Annotated in this window: 17 protein-coding genes; 12 read left to right on the top strand and 5 right to left on the bottom strand. The window is 71.0% G+C overall.

Features of this window, described 5'->3' with window-relative positions; genetic code table 11:
• The 4 genes from dnaJ to ACFY5B_RS00630 all read left to right on the top strand — a co-directional run bounded on the left by dnaJ (position 1) and on the right by ACFY5B_RS00630 (position 4,352).
• Positions 1 to 1,188: a molecular chaperone DnaJ gene (dnaJ, locus tag ACFY5B_RS00645; protein WP_389962495.1), complete on the top strand. Its 1,188-nt coding sequence runs from the start codon at positions 1 to 3 to the stop codon at positions 1,186 to 1,188.
• Between the two features lie 5 nt (positions 1,189 to 1,193).
• On the top strand, positions 1,194 to 1,646 hold the full coding sequence (locus tag ACFY5B_RS00640) for a heat shock protein transcriptional repressor HspR (RefSeq protein ID WP_033310108.1): 453 nt from the start codon (positions 1,194 to 1,196) through the stop codon (positions 1,644 to 1,646).
• A 280-nt stretch (positions 1,647 to 1,926) separates the two neighbouring features.
• Complete coding sequence (locus ACFY5B_RS00635; protein WP_389962492.1) at positions 1,927 to 3,036, top strand: substrate-binding domain-containing protein; 1,110 nt, start codon at positions 1,927 to 1,929, stop codon at positions 3,034 to 3,036.
• Between the two features lie 272 nt (positions 3,037 to 3,308).
• Positions 3,309 to 4,352, top strand: coding sequence for a LuxR C-terminal-related transcriptional regulator (locus tag ACFY5B_RS00630; protein ID WP_389962489.1), 1,044 nt, complete (start codon positions 3,309 to 3,311; stop codon positions 4,350 to 4,352).
• Here ACFY5B_RS00630 and ACFY5B_RS00625 read toward each other — a convergent pair.
• Both ACFY5B_RS00625 and ACFY5B_RS00620 read right to left on the bottom strand, forming a co-directional pair.
• The gene (locus ACFY5B_RS00625; protein WP_389962486.1) at positions 4,315 to 5,301 is read right to left on the bottom strand and encodes a helix-turn-helix transcriptional regulator; all 987 of its coding nucleotides are present in this window, start codon (positions 5,299 to 5,301) and stop codon (positions 4,315 to 4,317) included. The two genes, ACFY5B_RS00630 and ACFY5B_RS00625, sit on opposite strands and share 38 nt — an antisense overlap.
• Entirely contained in the window at positions 5,298 to 6,317 is a 1,020-nt protein-coding gene (locus ACFY5B_RS00620) for a helix-turn-helix transcriptional regulator (RefSeq protein ID WP_389962483.1), read from the bottom strand. Before ACFY5B_RS00620 ends, ACFY5B_RS00625 begins: the two co-directional genes overlap by 4 nt.
• Before the next feature lie 354 nt (positions 6,318 to 6,671).
• Here ACFY5B_RS00620 and ACFY5B_RS00615 point away from each other — a divergent pair, with 354 nt between their 5' ends.
• A complete protein-coding gene (locus ACFY5B_RS00615; RefSeq protein WP_078955969.1) occupies positions 6,672 to 6,968 on the top strand; it encodes a (2Fe-2S)-binding protein in 297 nt (98 codons plus the stop codon).
• A gap of 167 nt (positions 6,969 to 7,135) precedes the next feature.
• Here ACFY5B_RS00615 and ACFY5B_RS00610 read toward each other — a convergent pair whose 3' ends face one another.
• Positions 7,136 to 7,552 carry a TIGR03618 family F420-dependent PPOX class oxidoreductase gene (locus ACFY5B_RS00610; protein WP_097218367.1) on the bottom strand — a complete coding sequence of 139 codons (417 nt, stop codon included), beginning with the start codon at positions 7,550 to 7,552 and terminating at the stop codon, positions 7,136 to 7,138.
• 104 nt (positions 7,553 to 7,656) lie between these two features.
• On the opposite strand from ACFY5B_RS00610, the gene clpB reads away from it, so the two are divergent.
• On the top strand, positions 7,657 to 10,254 hold the full coding sequence (clpB, locus tag ACFY5B_RS00605; protein WP_389962480.1) for an ATP-dependent chaperone ClpB: 2,598 nt from the start codon (positions 7,657 to 7,659) through the stop codon (positions 10,252 to 10,254).
• A 50-nt stretch (positions 10,255 to 10,304) separates the two neighbouring features.
• On the opposite strand, the gene ACFY5B_RS00600 is transcribed toward clpB, so the two are convergent.
• Entirely contained in the window at positions 10,305 to 10,793 is a 489-nt protein-coding gene (locus ACFY5B_RS00600) for a hypothetical protein (RefSeq protein ID WP_389962477.1), read from the bottom strand.
• Between the two features lie 165 nt (positions 10,794 to 10,958).
• Here ACFY5B_RS00600 and ACFY5B_RS00595 point away from each other — a divergent pair, with 165 nt between their 5' ends.
• Positions 10,959 to 11,486, top strand: coding sequence for a YbjN domain-containing protein (locus tag ACFY5B_RS00595; RefSeq protein ID WP_389962474.1), 528 nt, complete (start codon positions 10,959 to 10,961; stop codon positions 11,484 to 11,486).
• Positions 11,487 to 11,558: 72 nt separating this feature from the next.
• Here the strand turns inward: ACFY5B_RS00595 and ACFY5B_RS00590 are convergent, their stop codons facing one another.
• The gene (locus tag ACFY5B_RS00590) at positions 11,559 to 12,536 is read right to left on the bottom strand and encodes a LuxR C-terminal-related transcriptional regulator (RefSeq protein ID WP_389962471.1); all 978 of its coding nucleotides are present in this window, start codon (positions 12,534 to 12,536) and stop codon (positions 11,559 to 11,561) included.
• 325 nt (positions 12,537 to 12,861) lie between these two features.
• Between ACFY5B_RS00590 and ACFY5B_RS00585 the strand changes: the two genes are divergently transcribed.
• The 5 genes from ACFY5B_RS00585 to mpaD all read left to right on the top strand — a co-directional run bounded on the left by ACFY5B_RS00585 (position 12,862) and on the right by mpaD (position 17,724).
• A complete protein-coding gene (locus tag ACFY5B_RS00585) occupies positions 12,862 to 13,170 on the top strand; it encodes a hypothetical protein (protein ID WP_389962468.1) in 309 nt (102 codons plus the stop codon).
• Between the two features lie 49 nt (positions 13,171 to 13,219).
• Positions 13,220 to 14,200, top strand: coding sequence for an LLM class flavin-dependent oxidoreductase (locus tag ACFY5B_RS00580; protein ID WP_389962465.1), 981 nt, complete (start codon positions 13,220 to 13,222; stop codon positions 14,198 to 14,200).
• 241 nt (positions 14,201 to 14,441) lie between these two features.
• Positions 14,442 to 15,482: a daptide biosynthesis RiPP recognition protein gene (gene mpaB / locus ACFY5B_RS00575; RefSeq protein ID WP_389962462.1), complete on the top strand. Its 1,041-nt coding sequence runs from the start codon at positions 14,442 to 14,444 to the stop codon at positions 15,480 to 15,482.
• An 11-nt stretch (positions 15,483 to 15,493) separates the two neighbouring features.
• Positions 15,494 to 16,462 carry a daptide-type RiPP biosynthesis methyltransferase gene (mpaM, locus tag ACFY5B_RS00570; protein ID WP_389962459.1) on the top strand — a complete coding sequence of 323 codons (969 nt, stop codon included), beginning with the start codon at positions 15,494 to 15,496 and terminating at the stop codon, positions 16,460 to 16,462.
• Complete coding sequence (gene mpaD / locus ACFY5B_RS00565; RefSeq protein ID WP_389962456.1) at positions 16,459 to 17,724, top strand: daptide-type RiPP biosynthesis aminotransferase; 1,266 nt, start codon at positions 16,459 to 16,461, stop codon at positions 17,722 to 17,724. Before mpaM ends, mpaD begins: the two co-directional genes overlap by 4 nt.
• Position 17,725 lies beyond the last annotated feature (1 nt).

Genomic DNA, 17,725 nt, shown 5'->3' with positions numbered 1-17,725 from the left:
ATGAGCACCAAGGACTTCATCGAGAAGGACTACTACAAGGTCCTCGGCGTCCCCAAGGACGCCACAGAGGCCGAGATCAAGAAGGCGTACCGGAAGCTCGCCCGCGAGTTCCACCCGGACGCCAACACCGGCAACGTCAAGGCGGAGGAGCGCTTCAAGGAGATCTCCGAGGCCAACGACATCCTCGGCGACCCCAAGAAGCGCAAGGAGTACGACGACGCGCGCGCCCTCTTCGGCAACGGCGGCTTCCGCCCGGGGCCGGGCGGCGCGGGCGGCTCCTTCAACTTCGACCTGGGCGACCTCTTCGGAGGCGGCGCCCAGGGCGGCGGCCAGGGAGCCGGCGGTTTCGGCGGCGGCCTCGGTGACGTTTTCGGGGGCCTGTTCAACCGCGGCGGCGCGGGCGGTCCGGGGACGCGTACGCACCCCCGGCGCGGCCAGGACATCGAGTCCGAGGTCACGCTCAGCTTCACCGAGGCGATCGAGGGCGCGACCGTCCCGCTGCGGATGTCGTCGCAGTCTCCCTGCAAGGCCTGTTCGGGCACCGGCGACAAGAACGGCACGCCCCGCGTGTGCCCGACCTGCGTCGGCACCGGGCAGGTCGCCCGGGGCAGCGGCGGCGGCTTCTCCCTCACCGACCCCTGCCCGGACTGCAAGGGCCGCGGCCTGATCGCGGAGCACGCCTGCGAGGTCTGCAAGGGCAGCGGCCGGGCCAAGTCCTCCCGGACCATGCAGGTGCGCATCCCCGCGGGCGTCAGCGACGGCCAGCGGATCCGGCTGCGCGGCAAGGGCGCGCCGGGCGAGCGCGGCGGGCCGGCGGGCGACCTCTACGTGGTCGTGCACGTCGACTCCCACCCGGTGTTCGGCCGCAAGGAGGACAACCTCACGGTCACCGTCCCGGTGACCTTCGCCGAGGCGGCCCTCGGCGGCGAGGTGCGGGTGCCCACCCTGGGCGGCCCGCCCGTCACGCTGAAGCTGCCGCCGGGCACGCCCAACGGGCGTACCATGCGCGCCCGGGGCAAGGGCGCGGTCCGCAAGGACGGCACCCGCGGCGACCTCCTGGTCACCGTCGAGGTGAGTGTTCCGAAGGACCTGACGGGGAAGGCTCGTGACGCACTCGAGGCGTACCGAGAGGCGACCGCGGATGAGGATCCGCGGGCGGATCTGTTCCAGGCCGCGAAGGGAGCATGAGTCAGATGGACGGTCGTCGGCGCAATCCGTATGAACTGACCGAGGAAACCCCGGTCTACGTCATCTCGGTGGCGGCCCAGCTGTCCGGCCTGCACCCCCAGACCCTGCGCCAGTACGACCGGCTGGGCCTGGTGTCCCCGGACCGCACCGCGGGCCGGGGCCGCCGCTACTCGGCCCGTGACATCGAACTGCTGCGCACCGTCCAGCAGTTGTCGCAGGACGAGGGCATCAACCTGGCCGGTATCAAGCGCATCATCGAACTGGAGAACCAGGTCGCCGCGCTCCAGGCGAGGGTGGCCGAGATGCAGGACGCGCTCGACGGCGCGGCGGCGGCGATGCGCCAGCGCGAGGCCGCGGTGCACGCGTCGTACCGCCGCGACCTGGTGCCGTACCAGGAGGTGCAGCAGACCAGCGCGCTGGTGGTGTGGCGGCCGAAGCGGCAGCAGCAGTCCGACTGACGCGCGTACGCATGTGAAGGGGCCGGGAGTTGACTCCCGGCCCTTTTCGCATGCTTGGCGGCTCTTGCCCTGGTTTCGCCGGGTCTCCTGTCGATGACCGAGTGGTGTACGCCACTTGAAGGTGATTCCGCAGAGTCTTCACAACGCTTGCGTAGCGTGGTGTTGTCATCTCGTTAAGTGGTTCCGCTTGACGCTGGGGGGCGCGTCCGCGTTGGCTTTTCAGTCACATGGGCCGCAAAGCTGTGCCCACGTCCGAATCACACGCGAAGTGAGCTCCCGCATGCGTCGTCGTACCTCCATATCCGTGGCCGCGGCCGCGATGTCCGTCACGCTCGCCGGCTGCGGCGTGCTCAACGCGACGGGGAGCAGTGACGACGCGAGCCCGGCCAAGGGCAACGACATCACCGTGGGACTGCTGCTGCCGGAGAAGGCGAACACGCGCTACGAGAACTTCGACTACCCGATCATCAAGCGGAAGGTCGAGTCGCTCACCAACGACAAGGGCCGCGTCGAGTACGCCAACGCCGAGGCGAGCGCGAACAAGCAGGCGGGCCAGCTGCAGCAGATGATCGACGACCGGGTCGACGTGATCCTGCTGGACGCCGTCGACGCGAAGGCCATCGCGAGCGGCGTGGAGAAGGCCAAGGAGGCCGGTATTCCGGTCATCGCCTACGACCGGCTGGCCGAGGGCCCGATCGACGCGTACATCTCCTTCGACAACGAGCTGGTCGGCGAGGTCCAGGGCCGCTCCCTGCTGGAGGCCATCGGTGAGAAGGCGAGCCTGTCCGACAAGATCGTCATGATGAACGGCTCGTCCACCGACCCGAACGCCAAGCAGTTCAAGGCGGGCGCGATGTCCGAGCTGAACGGCAAGGTGACGATCGCCCAGTCCTTCGACACCAAGGACTGGAAGCCGGAGAACGCCGAGGCCAACATGGCCGACGCGATCCAGAAGATCGGCAAGGACAACATCGCGGCGGTGTACTCCGCCAACGACGGCATGGCGGGCGGCATCGTCAAGGCGCTGGAGAACGCGGGCGTGACCGACCTGCCGCCGATCACCGGCCAGGACGCGGAGCTGCCCGCGGTGCAGCGGATCATCTCCGGTGACCAGTACATGAGCGTGTACAAGTCCTACCCGCAGGAGGCGGAGAACGCCGCGGAGATGGCGGTCGCCAAGGTCCAGGGCCGCGACATCCAGTTCGCCGCGCTCACCCGCGACAAGGTCGACAGCCCCACCGACAAGGGCATTCCCGCGCAGCTCGTGCCGGTGGTCGCGCTCACCAAGGAGAACATCAAGGACACGGTGGTCGCGGACGACATCTACAAGCTGTCGGACATCTGCACGGCCGAGTACAGGGCTGCGTGCCGGGCCATCGGCCTGAAGTAACCGCGCCACGAGCCGGGTTCACCACCCCTCCCAGGCCCTCCGCTGCGACCGGACCCGCGCCGGACCCGCGACCACACCCCCCACCGGACCCGCGCCGGACCTGTGACAGGAGGTGCGCCGGACCTGTGGCCGGAATTGTGACCGGGTGAACCGAGCCCTGAGATACCGGTGGTTTCCGGCGGTCGCCGCGCGGGGAGCCGTGTTGCGGAGCACGTCCGGGCCGCGCATAGTTGCGCTGCGGCAGGACGGCGGAACCGGGGGTGGGATGGGCGATGGCCGGGCACGGGGCGGATGAGCATCCCCATGGTGCCGACCGACTGTGCGAGGCCGGGGATCGCGTGTATTCCCGGGCCGTACGGCGCGGCCGGGTGCCGCGCCGGGACGCGGAGCCGGTGCCCTGCCTGCTGGAACTCGCCCTGCTGCACCCGGACCCCGACGACATGGACTGGCTGGTGCCGACCTCCCCGCAGGAGGTCATGACCCGGCTGCTGCGCGGGATGTACGACGAGGTCAGCGCGAGCCGGCGGCGGGTGGGTTCGGCCGTCGCGGCCGTCGAGTGGTACGCGGGGCTGGGCCAACGGGCGCGGCCGGCCGCGTCTGCGGCGGAGGGCCCGGCGATCCGGGTCCTGGACGGACTGGCCCGGATCCAGGCCGCGATGGACGAGGCGACCCAGGCGTGCACGGCCGAGGTCCTCACGGTGCAGCCCGGCGGCATCCGCCGCGAGGCGGAGCTCTCCGAGGGGCTGCACCGGGCGCTGGCGCTGCGCGGGCGGGGCGTGCGGATGCGGGACCTGTACACGCATGTCGCCCGGCACGGGCAGGGGTTGCTGAACTATCTGGAGCTGATGGGCGACGCGGTGGAGGCGCGCACGCTGGACGAGGTGATCGACCGGCTGATCCTCTTCGACCGGACGGTGGCGTTCATCCCCGCCAACTCCGACCGCACGATGGCCCTGGAGCTGCGGCACCCGGCGATCGTCGAGTACCTCGTCACGGTCTTCGAACGGCTGTGGCGCCTCGCCATTCCCCTCACGGCCCCGCTCCCCGACACGGGCATCGAGGGCATCTCCCACCGGGAGCAGTCGATCGCGGCGCTGCTGGCGGAGGGGCATCAGGACGCCGTCATCGCGGAACGGCTGGGCATAAGTGTCCGGACCTGCCGGGCGCACATCGCGCGGCTCTCGGAGACGCTGGGGGCGGCGAGCCGCACCCAACTCGGCGTGCGGATCGCCCAGGCGGGCCTCGACGGTCCGCCCCCCTCGGCCGCGACCCCGCCCCTCAGCGTCCCCGATCAAGGATCCCGGACTGCCCGATGAGAAACCCGAGCTGCGCCCTGCTCTGACTGCCCAGCGTCGCGGCGAGCTTGGCGATGTGCACGCGGGCGGTACGGATGTTCATCCCCAGCCGTTCCGCGATGACGGCGTCGGTGTGGCCCTCGACGAGGAGGGCGGCTATGGCGTGCTGGCGGGGGGTGATGCCGTTGGGGGAGGGCTGGGGGGCGGATGCCGGGTGCATGGGGGTGGCGAGGCGCCACAGGCGGTCGAACGTGGTGACCAGGTGGCCCACTAGGGCCGGGTGGCGGATCTCCAGGGCGAGTTGGCCGTCCTTGTCGGCCGGGATGAAGGCCACGGCGCGGTCTATGGCGATGAGGCGGTCGGGCACCTCGTCCAGTGAGCGCACCTCGATGTCGCCCTTCAGCCGCTCGCACCGGGCGGCGATGGTCGGGAAGTGGCGCAGCGTGTGCGGGTAGAGCGTGCGTATCCGGCAGCCCCGGTCCAGCGCGGCCTGGTCGCGGCCGAGCGAGGCGGCGTCGGCGGCCTGGCCGCGTGCCCCGGTGAGTCCGGCGCGGGGCTGGACGGTGACCAGTTCCGCGGAGGCTTCGGCCATGGCGTCGGTGATGGCCCGGTTGATCTGTTCCGTGCCGTTGTGCAGCCGGATCACGGGGCTCTCGGTCGCCGTGGGTCCTTGACCGGCGATCCGCATGAGGGAGCCGAACGTCTCGGCCAGCCGTGCCTCGCGCCGCCGTTCGGTCGCGATGCGCTCCCCGGAGCTGCGCAGCAGCCGGTGCAGTGCGACGACCGGGGCCACGGGCTCCAGACGGGCCGGGTCGTCGAGGGCCGGGAGCAGCAGGCCGAGGTCGACGAGGCAAGGGGCCGAGTGGGCTTCCGCGGCCGGTAATTGCCCCTCACGCAGTGCCCGTTCGTACAGGTCCGTGCCCGCGGAGCACAGGTCTTCCGTGCCGTGCTCCGGATGCGGTGCGCTCACTGGGGCGCACCCGCGCGTTCCAGGATGCCGGACTGCGCGATGAGATAGCCGAGCTGGGCGCGGCTCCCGCTGCCCAGAGCGTGCGCGAGCTTGGCGATGTGGGCGCGGCAGGTGCGGACGTTCATGCCCAGGCGGCGGGCGATGGCCTCGTCGACGTGGCCCTCGACCAGCAGCTTGGCGATGGAGTGCTGGAGCTCCGTGATGCCGTCGGGGGCGGTTTCGTAGGGGGCGCCGGCGCTCAGCGGGACGGCTCGGTCCCACATGAATTCGAACACCTTGATCAGGTAGCAGACGAGACCAGGATGACGGAGTTCCAGTGCGACCTTCTGGTCATCGCGCGTGGGGATGAACGCGACCGTCTCGTCGCAGATGATGAGCCGCTCCATCAGCCCGTCGATGGTCCGGTGTTCCACCTTGCCGTCGGAGAACTGGCCCGCGTAGGCCAGTCTTTCGGGGTTGTGCCGCGCCGTGTGGGGATACAGCGTCCGTATGCGCACACCACGTTCGATCAGCGGCCGGTCGCGTTCCAGCCCCTGGATCAGGCTGCGTTCGGGCCGGTGACCGCTCGGCTGGATCGTGAGCATCTCGGTCTGGCACTGGGCCGTGGCCAGGTTGAGCGCCGCGTTGATGCGCTCGCTGCCCTCCAGCACGGTGATGGAGTCGCTGGAGGTCGTGGCCTGTGCGCTGAGCGCCATGAAAGGGGCGAAGGTGTCGGACAGTTCGATCGACACGCGCCTGCGCTCGGTGATCTCGTTCTCGATGGGATTGAGCCGCTGCGCGAGTGCCACGGCCGGGGGGATGGGGCGCAGCCAGTCCGGGTCGTCAGGGTCCGGGTGGAGAAGGGCGAACTCCATCAGGCAGGGAGCCGCTTCCACGTCCGCTCGCAGAACGCGTCCCGCACGCAGGGCGTTCGCGTAAAGTCGGCCACCTTCCTCGCACATCTCGGTCACCACATGGGGATGTGTCACCTTGGTCCGATTCGTTGTCAAATCTCCACCCCCCAGGGTCCTGAACATGCAGGAACATGATGCATCGATTCTGTGGCCATGACGTGCCCGAATGAGCCATCGTCGTATTCGACGGGGGAAGAGGGGACCTTCAAGTGAGGACGAAGCCGACTATGCGTAACAGAATGCTTCGCTTGGGGCTTGTCGCCGCCTTCTCTGCCGTCGTGGCCTTCGGAACCGTGAGTGGCCTGTCGGGCGCGAACGGCGATGACCGGGCGGACAGTGTCTGGCCGGCGGCTGCCAAGAGTCATGTTCTGGCCGACAGTGTGTGGCCGGCGGCGGCCCGGTCCGCGGTGGCCACCGCAGACGGAGCCGGGAGCTGACGTGACCACTCCACCCGACGACCGCTCCTTCCGTCGTGAAATGGCCACCGCCTACCGATCCGGCTGGCACTTCATCGACCTGGTCACCGCCATCCCCCACAGCGGTGACTCGTTGATGGTGACCGTTTTCGGCGAGCCGGTGGTCGTCACGCGGGACGACGACGAGGACGTACGGGCTTACCGGTGTCTGCGGCGGCCTCGGGGGGCGCCGCAGCCAGTGCGATGTGCCGTACGGTACGGAATGATCTTTGTGAACCTGGACCAACGGGACCACCGGCAGGTGGAGGCCGACGCTCCCGCCCCGAGGACCATCTCTGCCACCCCCCGCAGTGCCTGACGCGATTCCCCCGTCGTAACAGATCGCTCAGGTGCTTCCCCCCGCAGCGGCGTCACCGTGACCTGAACACGGTGACGCCGCTGCAGTTTTCGGGGACATTTCCGGGTATCGGCATGATCCGGCGGTGGCCGGATCCTGTCGATCACCGGTGTGGATTTTCACTTCTGTCAACCTCGCCCCATCGCTCGCGTCAGGTGAATCTCGATCACCACGCGTGCCGGGTTCGGTGACGGGGTCCTGCCGTAGCGCTCCGCGTAGCGCCGCTCCGCCTCGGCCACCCGGTCCGGTTCGTCATGGACGAACGCCCGGCCCTCCAGCGTCGCCCAGCGGCGCCCCTCCAGCTGGCATACGGCGACGGCCGCCCCCTCCTCGCCCGCGGCCCGCACGTACCGGACCTTCGCGCTCGCCCGGTTCGTGATCACCCGAGCCAGACGGGCCTCGGGATCGTATGTGACCCCGACGGGTACCAGATGCGGTGTGCCGTCCGGGCGGGGAGTCGTCAGGGTGCACAGGTGCCGCTCCCGCCAGAAGTCGAGATACGACGGGTCCGGAGCGCCGGGGTCCACGGAGTACTTGGTCGCCATGTCCCGGAACTTAGACCCCCCGATTGTCCCGGAACCGCCCTTGAGTGCACTAGACTCAACTTTGTGCAAGCCGTTCGGGTCAGTGCGAGGAGGAGAACGCGAACGTGGACGCCGAGCTGACCAACCGGAGCCGGGACGCGATCAACGCTGCCAGCAACCGGGCCGTGACCGAGGGGCACCCCGACCTCACCCCTGCCCACCTGCTGCTGGCGCTGCTCCAGGGACAGGACAACGAGAACATCACCGACCTGCTCGCCGCGGTCGACGCCGACCAGGCCGCCGTGCGCGCCGGAGCCGAGCGCGTGCTCGCCGGGCTGCCCAGCGTCACCGGATCGACCGTCGCGCCGCCCCAGCCCAACCGCGAGATGCTCGCCGTCGTCGCCGACGCGCAGGCCCGCGCCAAGGACCTGGGAGACGAGTACCTCTCCACCGAGCACCTCCTGATCGCCCTCGCCGCGAAGGGCGGCGCGGCCGGCGAGGTGCTGTCCCAGCAGGGGGCCGACGCCAAGAAGCTCCAGGCCGCCTTCCAGAGGACGCGAGGCCAGCGACGCGTGACCACGGCCGACCCCGAGGGCCAGTACAAGGCCCTGGAGAAGTTCGGGACCGACTTCACCGCCGCCGCGCGGGAAGGCAGGCTCGACCCCGTCATCGGGCGGGACCAGGAGATCCGGCGCGTGGTGCAGGTGCTGTCGCGGCGGACCAAGAACAACCCCGTGCTGATCGGCGAGCCCGGCGTCGGCAAGACCGCCGTCGTCGAGGGCCTCGCACAGCGGATCGTGAAGGGCGACGTGCCCGAGTCGCTGAAGGACAAGCGGCTCGTCGCGCTCGACCTCGGCGCCATGGTCGCGGGCGCGAAGTACCGGGGCGAGTTCGAGGAGCGGCTGAAGACCGTCCTCGCCGAGATCAAGGACTCCGACGGGCAGATCATCACCTTCATCGACGAGCTGCACACCGTCGTGGGGGCCGGGGCCGGCGGCGACTCCGCCATGGACGCCGGGAACATGCTGAAGCCGATGCTCGCGCGCGGTGAGCTGCGCATGGTCGGGGCGACGACCCTCGACGAGTACCGCGAGCGGATCGAGAAGGACCCCGCGCTGGAGCGGCGCTTCCAGCAGGTGCTGGTCGCCGAGCCGACCGTCGAGGACTCCATCGCGATCCTGCGCGGGCTGAAGGGCCGCTACGAGGCCCACCACAAGGTGCAGATCGCCGACAGCGCGCTGGTCGCCGCCGCGTCGCTCTCCGACCGGTACATCACCTCCCGCTTCCTGCCGGACAAGGCCATCGACCTGGTCGACGAGGCCGCCTCGCGGCTGCGCATGGAGATCGACTCCTCGCCCGTCGAGATCGACGAGCTCCAGCGGGCCGTCGACCGGCTCAAGATGGAGGAGCTGGCCCTCGTCAAGGAGACCGACGCGGCCTCCCGCGAGCGGCTGGAGAAGCTGCGCCGCGACCTCGCCGACAAGGAGGAGGAGCTGCGCGGCCTCACCGCCCGCTGGGAGAAGGAGAAGCAGTCCCTCAACCGCGTCGGTGAGCTGAAGGAGCGCCTCGACGAGGTCCGCGGCCAGGCCGAACGCGCCCAGCGCGACGGCGACTTCGACACCGCCTCCAAGCTTCTCTACGGCGAGATCCCCGCCCTGGAGAAGGAGCTGGAGGCCGCCTCCGAGGCCGAGGAGGAGGTCGCCAAGGACACCATGGTCAAGGAGGAGGTCGGCGCGGACGACATCGCCGACGTCGTCGCCTCCTGGACCGGTATCCCCGCCGGGCGGCTGATGGAGGGGGAGACGCAGAAGCTGCTGCGCATGGAGGACGAGATCGGCAAGCGGCTCATCGGCCAGACCGAGGCCGTACGGGCGGTGTCCGACGCCGTGCGCCGCTCACGGGCCGGGATCTCCGACCCGGACCGGCCCACCGGCTCCTTCCTCTTCCTCGGCCCGACCGGCGTCGGCAAGACGGAACTGGCCAAGGCCCTGGCCGACTTCCTCTTCGACGACGAGCGGGCGATGGTCCGCATCGACATGTCGGAGTACAGCGAGAAGCACAGCGTGGCCCGGCTGGTCGGCGCCCCGCCCGGATACGTCGGCTACGAGGAGGGCGGCCAGCTCACCGAGGCCGTGCGCCGCCGCCCGTACTCCGTCGTCCTGCTGGACGAGGTGGAGAAGGCCCACCCCGAGGTCTTCGACATCCTGCTCCAGGTGCTGGACGACGGGCGCCTGACGGACGGCCAGGGCCGCACGGTCGACTTCCGCAACACGATCCTCGTGCTGACGTCGAACCTGGGCAGCCAGTACCTGGTCGACCCGGTGACCAGCGAGCAGGAGAAGAAGGAGCAGGTTCTGGAGGTGGTCCGCACCTCCTTCAAGCCGGAGTTCCTCAACCGCCTGGACGACCTGGTCGTCTTCGCCGCGCTGACCAAGCCCGAGCTGGAGCGCATCGCGAAGCTCCAGCTGGAGCGCCTGGCCAAGCGGCTCGCCGAGCGGCGCCTGACCCTGGACATCACGCCCGAGGCGCTGGCATGGCTCGCGGAGGAGGGCATGGACCCGGCGTACGGGGCGCGGCCGCTGCGGCGGCTCGTGCAGTCCGCCATCGGCGACCGGCTCGCCAAGGAGATCCTGTCCGGGGAGATCAAGGACGGGGACACGGTCCGGGTGGACCGCTTCGAGGACGGGCTGCTGGTGGGCCCGGCCACGGGCAAGACGCTGTAGGACGTCACGTCAAGACGCCGTAGGGCGTCATATCAGGGCGCCGTAGGACGTCACATCGTGAACGCCGAGAAGCGCACCAGCGCGGTCTCGGCGTTCTCGTGCTCCACCCTCACCTGCACCACATGCGCCTCCGCCGTGCCGGGGAGGCCGTTCTCGTGGGTCACGTCGAGGCAGAGTGCCCCGCAGGCGCCACCGCCCGTGCGGGGCTCCGGGGCGTCCGGGTACGTCTCGCGCAGCCAGTCGCGGACGTCCTCGCCCGGCATCCGCAGCACCGCCGAGTACGAGGTGTCGATGCCCCGCTGCACGGTGCAGTCGTGGGCCCGGGCGTGCGCGGGCCGCTCGGCGGCGCCGAAGGCCAGGGCCTCGGTGCAGGGGACCGTCGCCGCCGCGCCCTTACGGGCGTCGTCGCGAGGCCCGTCGTCGTCCGACCAGGCCCACAGGAACAGGCCGATGATCAGGACGCCGAGCACCACCACCGGCAGTGCCAGAAACGGCAGGACGATCCCCCACCGGGTATGACCTCTGCCCGCTGCCTGCATGTGTACGGCCCCCTCCGTCGGCTGCTCAGGAGGACGATCCGGGGTACCCGGAGGTTGCAGTTGACCGGATCGTGTCAGCCCAGGGCTGACAGGGTCTGTCGGGGCTTGCCACCCCCCTCCCCGCATGGGGGAGGATGGCGGAATCCGTACGAAGGGAAATTCACGGTGACCATCGACCCGTCCTCGATTCCGAACTTCGGGGGCCAGCCCGAGCCGCAGCCCGGCGGCCCGGCCGGCCCCGTCGTCCCGGATCAGGACCTCGTGAAGCAGCTCCTCGACCAGATGGAGCTCAAGTACGTCGTCGACGACGAGGGAGACCTCGCGGCGCCGTGGGAGCAGTTCCGCACCTACTTCATGTTCCGGGGAGAGGGAGACCAGCAGGTCTTCTCCGTGCGGACGTTCTACGACCGGCCCCACCAGATCGAGGCCAAGCCGCAGCTCCTGGAGTCGATCGACGACTGGAACCGCCGGACCCTGTGGCCCAAGGTCTACAGCCACACCCACGACGACGGCACGGTCCGCCTGATCGGCGAGGCCCAGATGCTGATCGGCATGGGCGTCAGCCTGGAGCACTTCGTCTCCTCGACGGTCAGCTGGGTGCGCGCGGCGATCGAGTTCGACAAGTGGCTCGTCGAGCAGCTCGGCCTGGAGCAGGAGATCGACGAGGCGGAGAAGCCCGAGGACGACGAGTAGGCCCCCGCCGGGGCCCCTGCGGCGCGTCGGCGCGTACCAACGGGTACGCGCTGTACGCGCCGTCTGCTTTTTCTAGCTCAGCCAGCCCTTCTCGTGCGCGAGCAGCGCGGCCTCCACTCTGTTCGCGGCGCCGAGGCGGCGCATGATGACGGCCAGGTGCTTGCGGTAGGTGCGCACGGACACCCCGAGGCGGCGCGCCGCCGTCTCGTCCTTGTCGGCTTCCCTGAGCATGGTGAGGATCTCGCGTTCGATGTCGGACGGCATGTCCGCGTCCTCACCCGGGAGTTCCTCCGCGGCCTCCCACATGCGCTCGAAGAGCGTGACCAGCGTGGCCACCAGGCCCGGTTCCCGCACCAGCAGTGCCCCCACCGAGGTGTGGGCGGGGTTGATGGGGGTCAGCGCGGCCGACCGGTCGACGATGATCACGCGCTCGATGGGGTGGTGGGAGATCCGCACCTCGGCTCCGTGCGAGACCAGGTCCCGCATGTAGGTGAGGGTGGTGTCGTCCTGCATGATCGCCGACCCCATGATCATGCGCAGTCGCACGCCACGGCGCAGCAGCCGCATGTTGATCGGGTGCGAGACGGCGATCGACTCCTCGGTCAGGACGCCGGTCGGCTCCGTGCTCAGGTCCTCGGTCCGGGCGAAGAAGGTCAGCTCGTCGATGGCTTCCCGGACCGCCTCGATCCCGTGCAGCTGCGTGATCATCCGGCCGGGGTCGTCGGTGCCCGTGCGCGGCGAGGAGGGGGCGGTCAGGCGCTCCATGAACAGGGACTCGATGACCGAGTGCCGCGCGGCCTCGCTCTCCAGCTCCTCCCGAAGGCGGCGCAGACGGCCGTCGATCAGGGCGTCCACGGCCCGGGGCGGAGGGACGGGGCGTGCCGCGCCCTGGGTGTTCCTGGTGGCGAGCCCCAACGCCACCAGCCGGTCCAGTGCCGCCTCCTCGAACGACGTGTGCGCGTCCGCGTCGGGCTCCTGGGGGCCGGAGGCGGGCCCGGACGAGCCACGTCTCAGGAGGGCGCGGTACAACCGCTCCTCTTCCTCGTTCACGCCAAGGAAAGCAAGCGGATTGCCCATGTGTTTCCCCCTGTTGATGATCGATCACACATGCGGTCCCTGGAATCCTCAGACGCCCCTACGCGGCTGTCAATGACGAATTGTCAATATATGTCCGCTAGTTCAGATATCGGACATCCGATTTGGCGACGGTGGGCGGGCGGGGCGTGAGGGTCGCTGCAGCTTGAGGAATCCGAGGGTGCAGCAAGCTGCGCGCAGATGGTCTCGTGGCGGCCCTCGCCACACGGCAGAGTCGTTCTCGCAAGGAAGCAACAGCGCAGAACGAGAAAACGCCGCATCGAGCATCGAGGAGACATCGGTGAACCGCTCCACGTCCCGCAGCACGCTGTCGTCCCGTCGTCGTGGACACGTCGTCGTCGGTCTGGTGACCGCGGGGATGATCGCCCTGGCCGGCCAGGGAACGGCCCGCGCCGCGGAGCAGCCGGCGGAGAGCCGGACGGCGACGGCGGCGGTGACGGCGTCCGCGTCCGCGACGGGTGCGGAGCGCGGGACCGGGAACGGGACGGTGTCCGCCCGGGGGCTCGACCCCCTCGCGTTGCTCGACCTCATCCGCGATGTGCTGCCCGTCCCGGCCCCGCTGCCGAAGAACAACAACGACTGGAAGTAGTCGGCCGCCGCCGCCGGCCCGACATCACGACCCAGGAGACCCCGACGCCATGACCGACTACTCCGTGCTCCTCCCTTGCGTTCCCCGCCGTCTGGAGCAGGCGCTCCCCTTCGCCGGACTCGTCCGGTGGACCGGGGCGACCCGCCTCTGGCAAGGACAGGCCATGGTGATGGAGCCCCACCAGACCTTCACCGGTCTGGCCGGGGCCGGGTTCCGGGTCCCGACCGGCTTCGGTGTCACGCTGATGCCCCTGCGCCACCCGTACGAGGCGGCTCTGCAGGCGCGGTCCGTGGCCCTGGCCACCGGGGAACCGGTGATCGCGGGCTTCGGTCCGGGGTCCAGGGCCTTCCAGGAGAACATCCTCGGAGCGCCGTACGAGAAGCCGCTCCAGGTGGCGCGCCAGTACGTGACGGCGGTGCGCCGGCTGCTCGACGGCGAGACGGTCGTCATGGACGGCCCGCACCTCACCTTCCGGGGCCAGCTGGCTCCGGCGGCGGCACCCAGGGTCGACGTGGGCCTGGGGGTGCTGCGGCCGGGTATGGCCCGGCTGGCGGGCGAGGTGGCGGACGTCGTGATCACCTGGCTGACGCCGCCCGGCTACCTGCGGGACGTGATCCTGCCCGCGGTGGCCGAGGGTGCCGCACGGGCGGGGCGGACCTCGCTGCCCCGTGTCGTCGCCATGGTGCCCGCGGGACTGGAGAAGGAGGGGCGCGAGGGTGCCGGGCCCGAGCGGCTGGCTCTGGCCGGCAACGCGCCGCACATGCAGGCCCCGCACTACCTGGACATGCTCGGCCGGGCGGGTGTGGACGTCGGCTCCGGGCGGATCGAGGACGTGGCGCGCGGTGTCGTGGAGACCGGTGCGTTCGCGGGTGGCGATCTGCCGCAGGCGGTCAAGGCCCTCCGGGCCTACGAAGAGGTGGGGGTGGACGAGATCGTCCTGAACACCACCGCCGTTCACAAGCTCTTCGGCGCCCAGGAGTCGCTCGCGGACCTGTCGGCGATCCTGCGGTCGGTGACGGCACCGCACTGACCGACCGCTCGTCGCCCGCGGTGTGACCGACCGCTCGGCGCCCGCGGTGTGACAGACCGCTCGTCGCCCACGGTGTGACCGACCGCTCGTACCGCCGTGTGACCGACCGCTCGGCGCCCGCTCCCGACGCCGGCCGCGGTCGCGTCGCGCGCCGTAGCCGGGCGCACCTCCGTCGAACCCGTTCCCTGCTGCCCAAACGCAGAGGGGGAAGCAGACCAGTAAAGGAATGTCTGGCATGGACATGGCAGATCGTGGACGTCTGAAGCAACACCTCATCTCCTGGGCCACCGCAGCCCCGCTCGCCGGGCCCACCGGCCCCGGCGTCGGCACGCTCGTACTGGCCGACGCGGCGCACATCCCCGCCGTCACGGCCGCCGGGCTCGTCGGCCCCCGCACCCTCCTGCTGGCACCCGACGACGGCACCGGCGACCACGCCCCCGCCGTCGGCTACCAGGGCAGCCTCACGGAGCCCGGCGACGAGTTCTCCAACGGCCAGGACTTCTTCCTGCAGACCCATGCCTACGCCGCCAGCCCCTTCATGACCGTCTTCGGCCCGACCGTCATCCGCGTCTTCGACCGACACGACTTCGAGGCCTTCCTCGCCGACGCCGACCGGGCGCTCACCGAGGGCGTCTTCCCCGAGTTCCTCATCACCTCCTCGGTGCTGCTGGCCGACCCGGCCGCCCTCAGCGGCGCTCACGACCCGGCGGACGGCCCGGCCCTGCGCCTGTACGCCGACCGGAACGGGCAGCTGTCCACCAGCCCCACGGGGGCGGTGCTCGGCACGGTCGACGACAGCCTCGACACCCTCACCGAACGCTTCGCCCGGACCGGGTCCGGCGCCGCCGCACTGAACGCGGCACTGCCGGCCGGGACACGGGCCGAGGCCCTGCGCGCACGCCCCTTCCTGGCCCGCTACCTCGAAGCCGTCGGCGCGCTGCGCAGCCTCATGGCGCGCGGAGCCACCGGCCTGCGGGTGTCCGGGTTCGGCTTCCGGCTGACGCCCGGGCTCGCCGAGTCCGGCGCCGACGCCGACCTGGCGGACCCGACTCTGCCGATCGTGCTGTACGGCGAGGGGGACGAGCAGGCGTACGTCGTGACCGGCAGCCGCCTGTTCGCCGTCGACCGGCGGGCCGCACAGGCCCTGGAGTGCCTGCTCGCGACCTCCGGAGAGGTGGGCGACCTCGTCCCCGCCGCCGAGGTGGACCAGCTGGCCGAGCTGTTCTCCCGGCACGGCCTGGCGCTGCCCGTGGCGGCGCGTATCCCGGCGGCCGCCCGATGAGCGCCCCGGCCATGCCTCTGACGACGACGGAAGCGACGAAGCCCGGAGCGACGAAGCCCGGAGCGACGACGATCGAAGCGACGACGATCGAAGCGACGACGATCGAAGCGACGACGATCGAAGCGACGACGACCGGAGCGATGTCGGGCCGCGGGGCGGCGAACGGACATGACGGGACCACGACGGCCGGCACACCCGCCCTCGCCGCCCGCCGGATCGCCGAGCTCGGCGACAGGGCCCGCGTCTGCGGTCTGTACGACGCCCTGGGGGCCCCGCTCTACCACGACCTCGCCACCTACGACGACCCGGAGACCCGGGCCCTGCTGACCGCCGTGCGGACGACGCCCGGCCCCGTGCTCGACCTCGCGGCCGGCTCGGGACGGTTCACCCTGCCGCTGCTCGCCACGGGCCGGCAGGTCACCGCCCTCGACCTGTCCGCCGACATGCTGGCGCTGCTGCGGACCGCACTGGACCGGGCTCCGGTGTCGATGCGAGAGCGCTGCACCGTGGTGCGGGGCGACATGTCCCGCTTCGCACTCGGACGGAAATTCCCGCACATCCTGCTCGGCACCACCTCGCTCTCGCTCCTGGACGAGGACGGCCGCGCGGGCCTGTACCGCAGCGTCCTCGCGCACCTCGCCGAAGGCGGCCGGTTCCTGCTGACCGTCCTGGAGCGGGGCGACTGCGACGGTCCCGACGAGACGGCCGTACGGGTCACCGGAGCCGGCGGCACCGTCTACGAGCTGTACGAGCACTGGCCCGCCGGCGCCGACAGCCGCACGGTCACCCTGCTCCCCGCGGACCCGCCGCGCGACGACAGCCCCGTCACGGTCTGCACGGACCGCGTGGCCGTCCTCGACCTGCCGCGCCTGGAGCGAGAACTCACCGCGTCCGGCCTGACCATCACCTCCCGCCGGCTCCTCTCCCCGCCCGGCGAGCGTCACCGCGTGACGCTCCTGACCACGGAAGCTGCCCGATGACCGCGCTCTGGCCTTACCTCATACCGCCCTCCAGCCACGGCGACGACAGCCTCTGCGCCGTCGGCGCCGCCGGACACCGCGTCACCTTCGCGGACGGCAGCACCGCCCTCGACGCCGACAGCGGGCTCTGGAACGTGAACCTCGGCTACGGCAACCCGCGCATCGCCGAGGCCATCGCCGAGGCCGCCGAACACGCCTCCTACCTCGGGGCCTTCCGCTTCGAGAACAGCTACGCCCGGCGCGCGGCCGAGGACCTGCTGCGGGTCTGCGGGCCCGACCACTACGCCCGGGTGCTCTTCTCCACCGGCGGCGGCGTCGCCAACGACGCGGTCATGAAGCTGGCGCGGATCTACCACGCGGTGCAGGGCCGGCCCGGACGCAACCTGGTGGTCGCCCTGCGGGGCAGCTTCCACGGACTCACCTTCGGCGGATTCGCCCTGACCGGTGAGGACCTGGGACAGCGGGTCTACGGAGTGGACCAGCGGCTGATCCGCCACGTCACCCCGAACGACACGGCCGAACTCGGCCGGCTGATGGCCGCCCTCGGCGGCCAGGTCGCCGCGGTCGTCGTGGAACCCGTCGTCGGCACCGGCACCCTTCCGCTCGACGCGTCGTTCGTGGCCGAACTGGGCCGCCTGCGCGACGAGTACGGCTTCCTCCTGGTCGCCGACGAGGTCGCCACCGGCTTCGGCCGTACCGGAAGCTGGTTCGCCTCCGAGAGCTGGCCGGGCCTGCCCGACGTACTCGTCACCTCCAAGGGCCTGACCAACGGGGCCTGCCCCGCCGCCGCCCTGGTGATGTCCCACCGGGTGACCCGGGCTCTCGTCGAGCACGACACGATGTTCGCCCACGCCGAGACCCAGGGCGCGACCGCCCTCGCCTGCGCCGCCATCAGCGCCACCATCGCCGAGATGGAGCGGCTCGACGCGGTCACCGCGGGCCGGAACGTCGCCGCCTGGCTCCAGCAGGGGCTCGCGGAACTGGTCGAGCGGCACCCGCTCGCCACGCACGCCACCGGCGTCGGCTGCTTCCGCACCCTGCACCTGACCCACCCCGACGGCCGCGCCCTGGCCGGGACGGACGTCGCCGACCTCGTCACCCGGATCCGGCACGCGGGCGCCATCGTCCACCCCGGTCCCTCCGGCATCCAGCTCGTGCCCTCCCTGACCTACCGCCGCGCCGAGGTGGCCGAGCTCATGACCTGTGTCGAGGAGGGACTCGACAGCCTGCTGCCGGCGACCTCCCTGGCCGCGAGGAGCTGAC

Source organism: Streptomyces sp. NPDC013187, assembly GCF_042899705.1.
GTDB classification, from domain to species: Bacteria; Actinomycetota; Actinomycetes; order Streptomycetales; family Streptomycetaceae; genus Streptomyces; species Streptomyces hawaiiensis_A.
This window is presented reverse-complemented; position numbering and strand designations above follow the sequence as displayed.

What these genes read in the sequence shown, in the direction of transcription:
- dnaJ (WP_389962495.1), top strand. Translation starts at nt 1, where the DNA reads ATGAGCACCAAGGACTTCATCGAGAAGGACTACTACAAGGTCCTCGGC.
- ACFY5B_RS00640 (WP_033310108.1), top strand. Translation starts at nt 1,194, where the DNA reads ATGGACGGTCGTCGGCGCAATCCGTATGAACTGACCGAGGAAACCCCG.
- ACFY5B_RS00635 (WP_389962492.1), top strand. Translation starts at nt 1,927, where the DNA reads ATGCGTCGTCGTACCTCCATATCCGTGGCCGCGGCCGCGATGTCCGTC.
- ACFY5B_RS00630 (WP_389962489.1), top strand. Translation starts at nt 3,309, where the DNA reads ATGGCCGGGCACGGGGCGGATGAGCATCCCCATGGTGCCGACCGACTG.
- ACFY5B_RS00620 (WP_389962483.1), bottom strand. Translation starts at nt 6,317, where the DNA reads ATGTTCAGGACCCTGGGGGGTGGAGATTTGACAACGAATCGGACCAAG.
- ACFY5B_RS00615 (WP_078955969.1), top strand. Translation starts at nt 6,672, where the DNA reads ATGGCCACCGCCTACCGATCCGGCTGGCACTTCATCGACCTGGTCACC.
- ACFY5B_RS00610 (WP_097218367.1), bottom strand. Translation starts at nt 7,552, where the DNA reads ATGGCGACCAAGTACTCCGTGGACCCCGGCGCTCCGGACCCGTCGTAT.
- ACFY5B_RS00600 (WP_389962477.1), bottom strand. Translation starts at nt 10,793, where the DNA reads ATGCAGGCAGCGGGCAGAGGTCATACCCGGTGGGGGATCGTCCTGCCG.
- ACFY5B_RS00580 (WP_389962465.1), top strand. Translation starts at nt 13,220, where the DNA reads ATGACCGACTACTCCGTGCTCCTCCCTTGCGTTCCCCGCCGTCTGGAG.
- mpaB (WP_389962462.1), top strand. Translation starts at nt 14,442, where the DNA reads ATGGCAGATCGTGGACGTCTGAAGCAACACCTCATCTCCTGGGCCACC.
- mpaM (WP_389962459.1), top strand. Translation starts at nt 15,494, where the DNA reads ATGCCTCTGACGACGACGGAAGCGACGAAGCCCGGAGCGACGAAGCCC.
- mpaD (WP_389962456.1), top strand. Translation starts at nt 16,459, where the DNA reads ATGACCGCGCTCTGGCCTTACCTCATACCGCCCTCCAGCCACGGCGAC.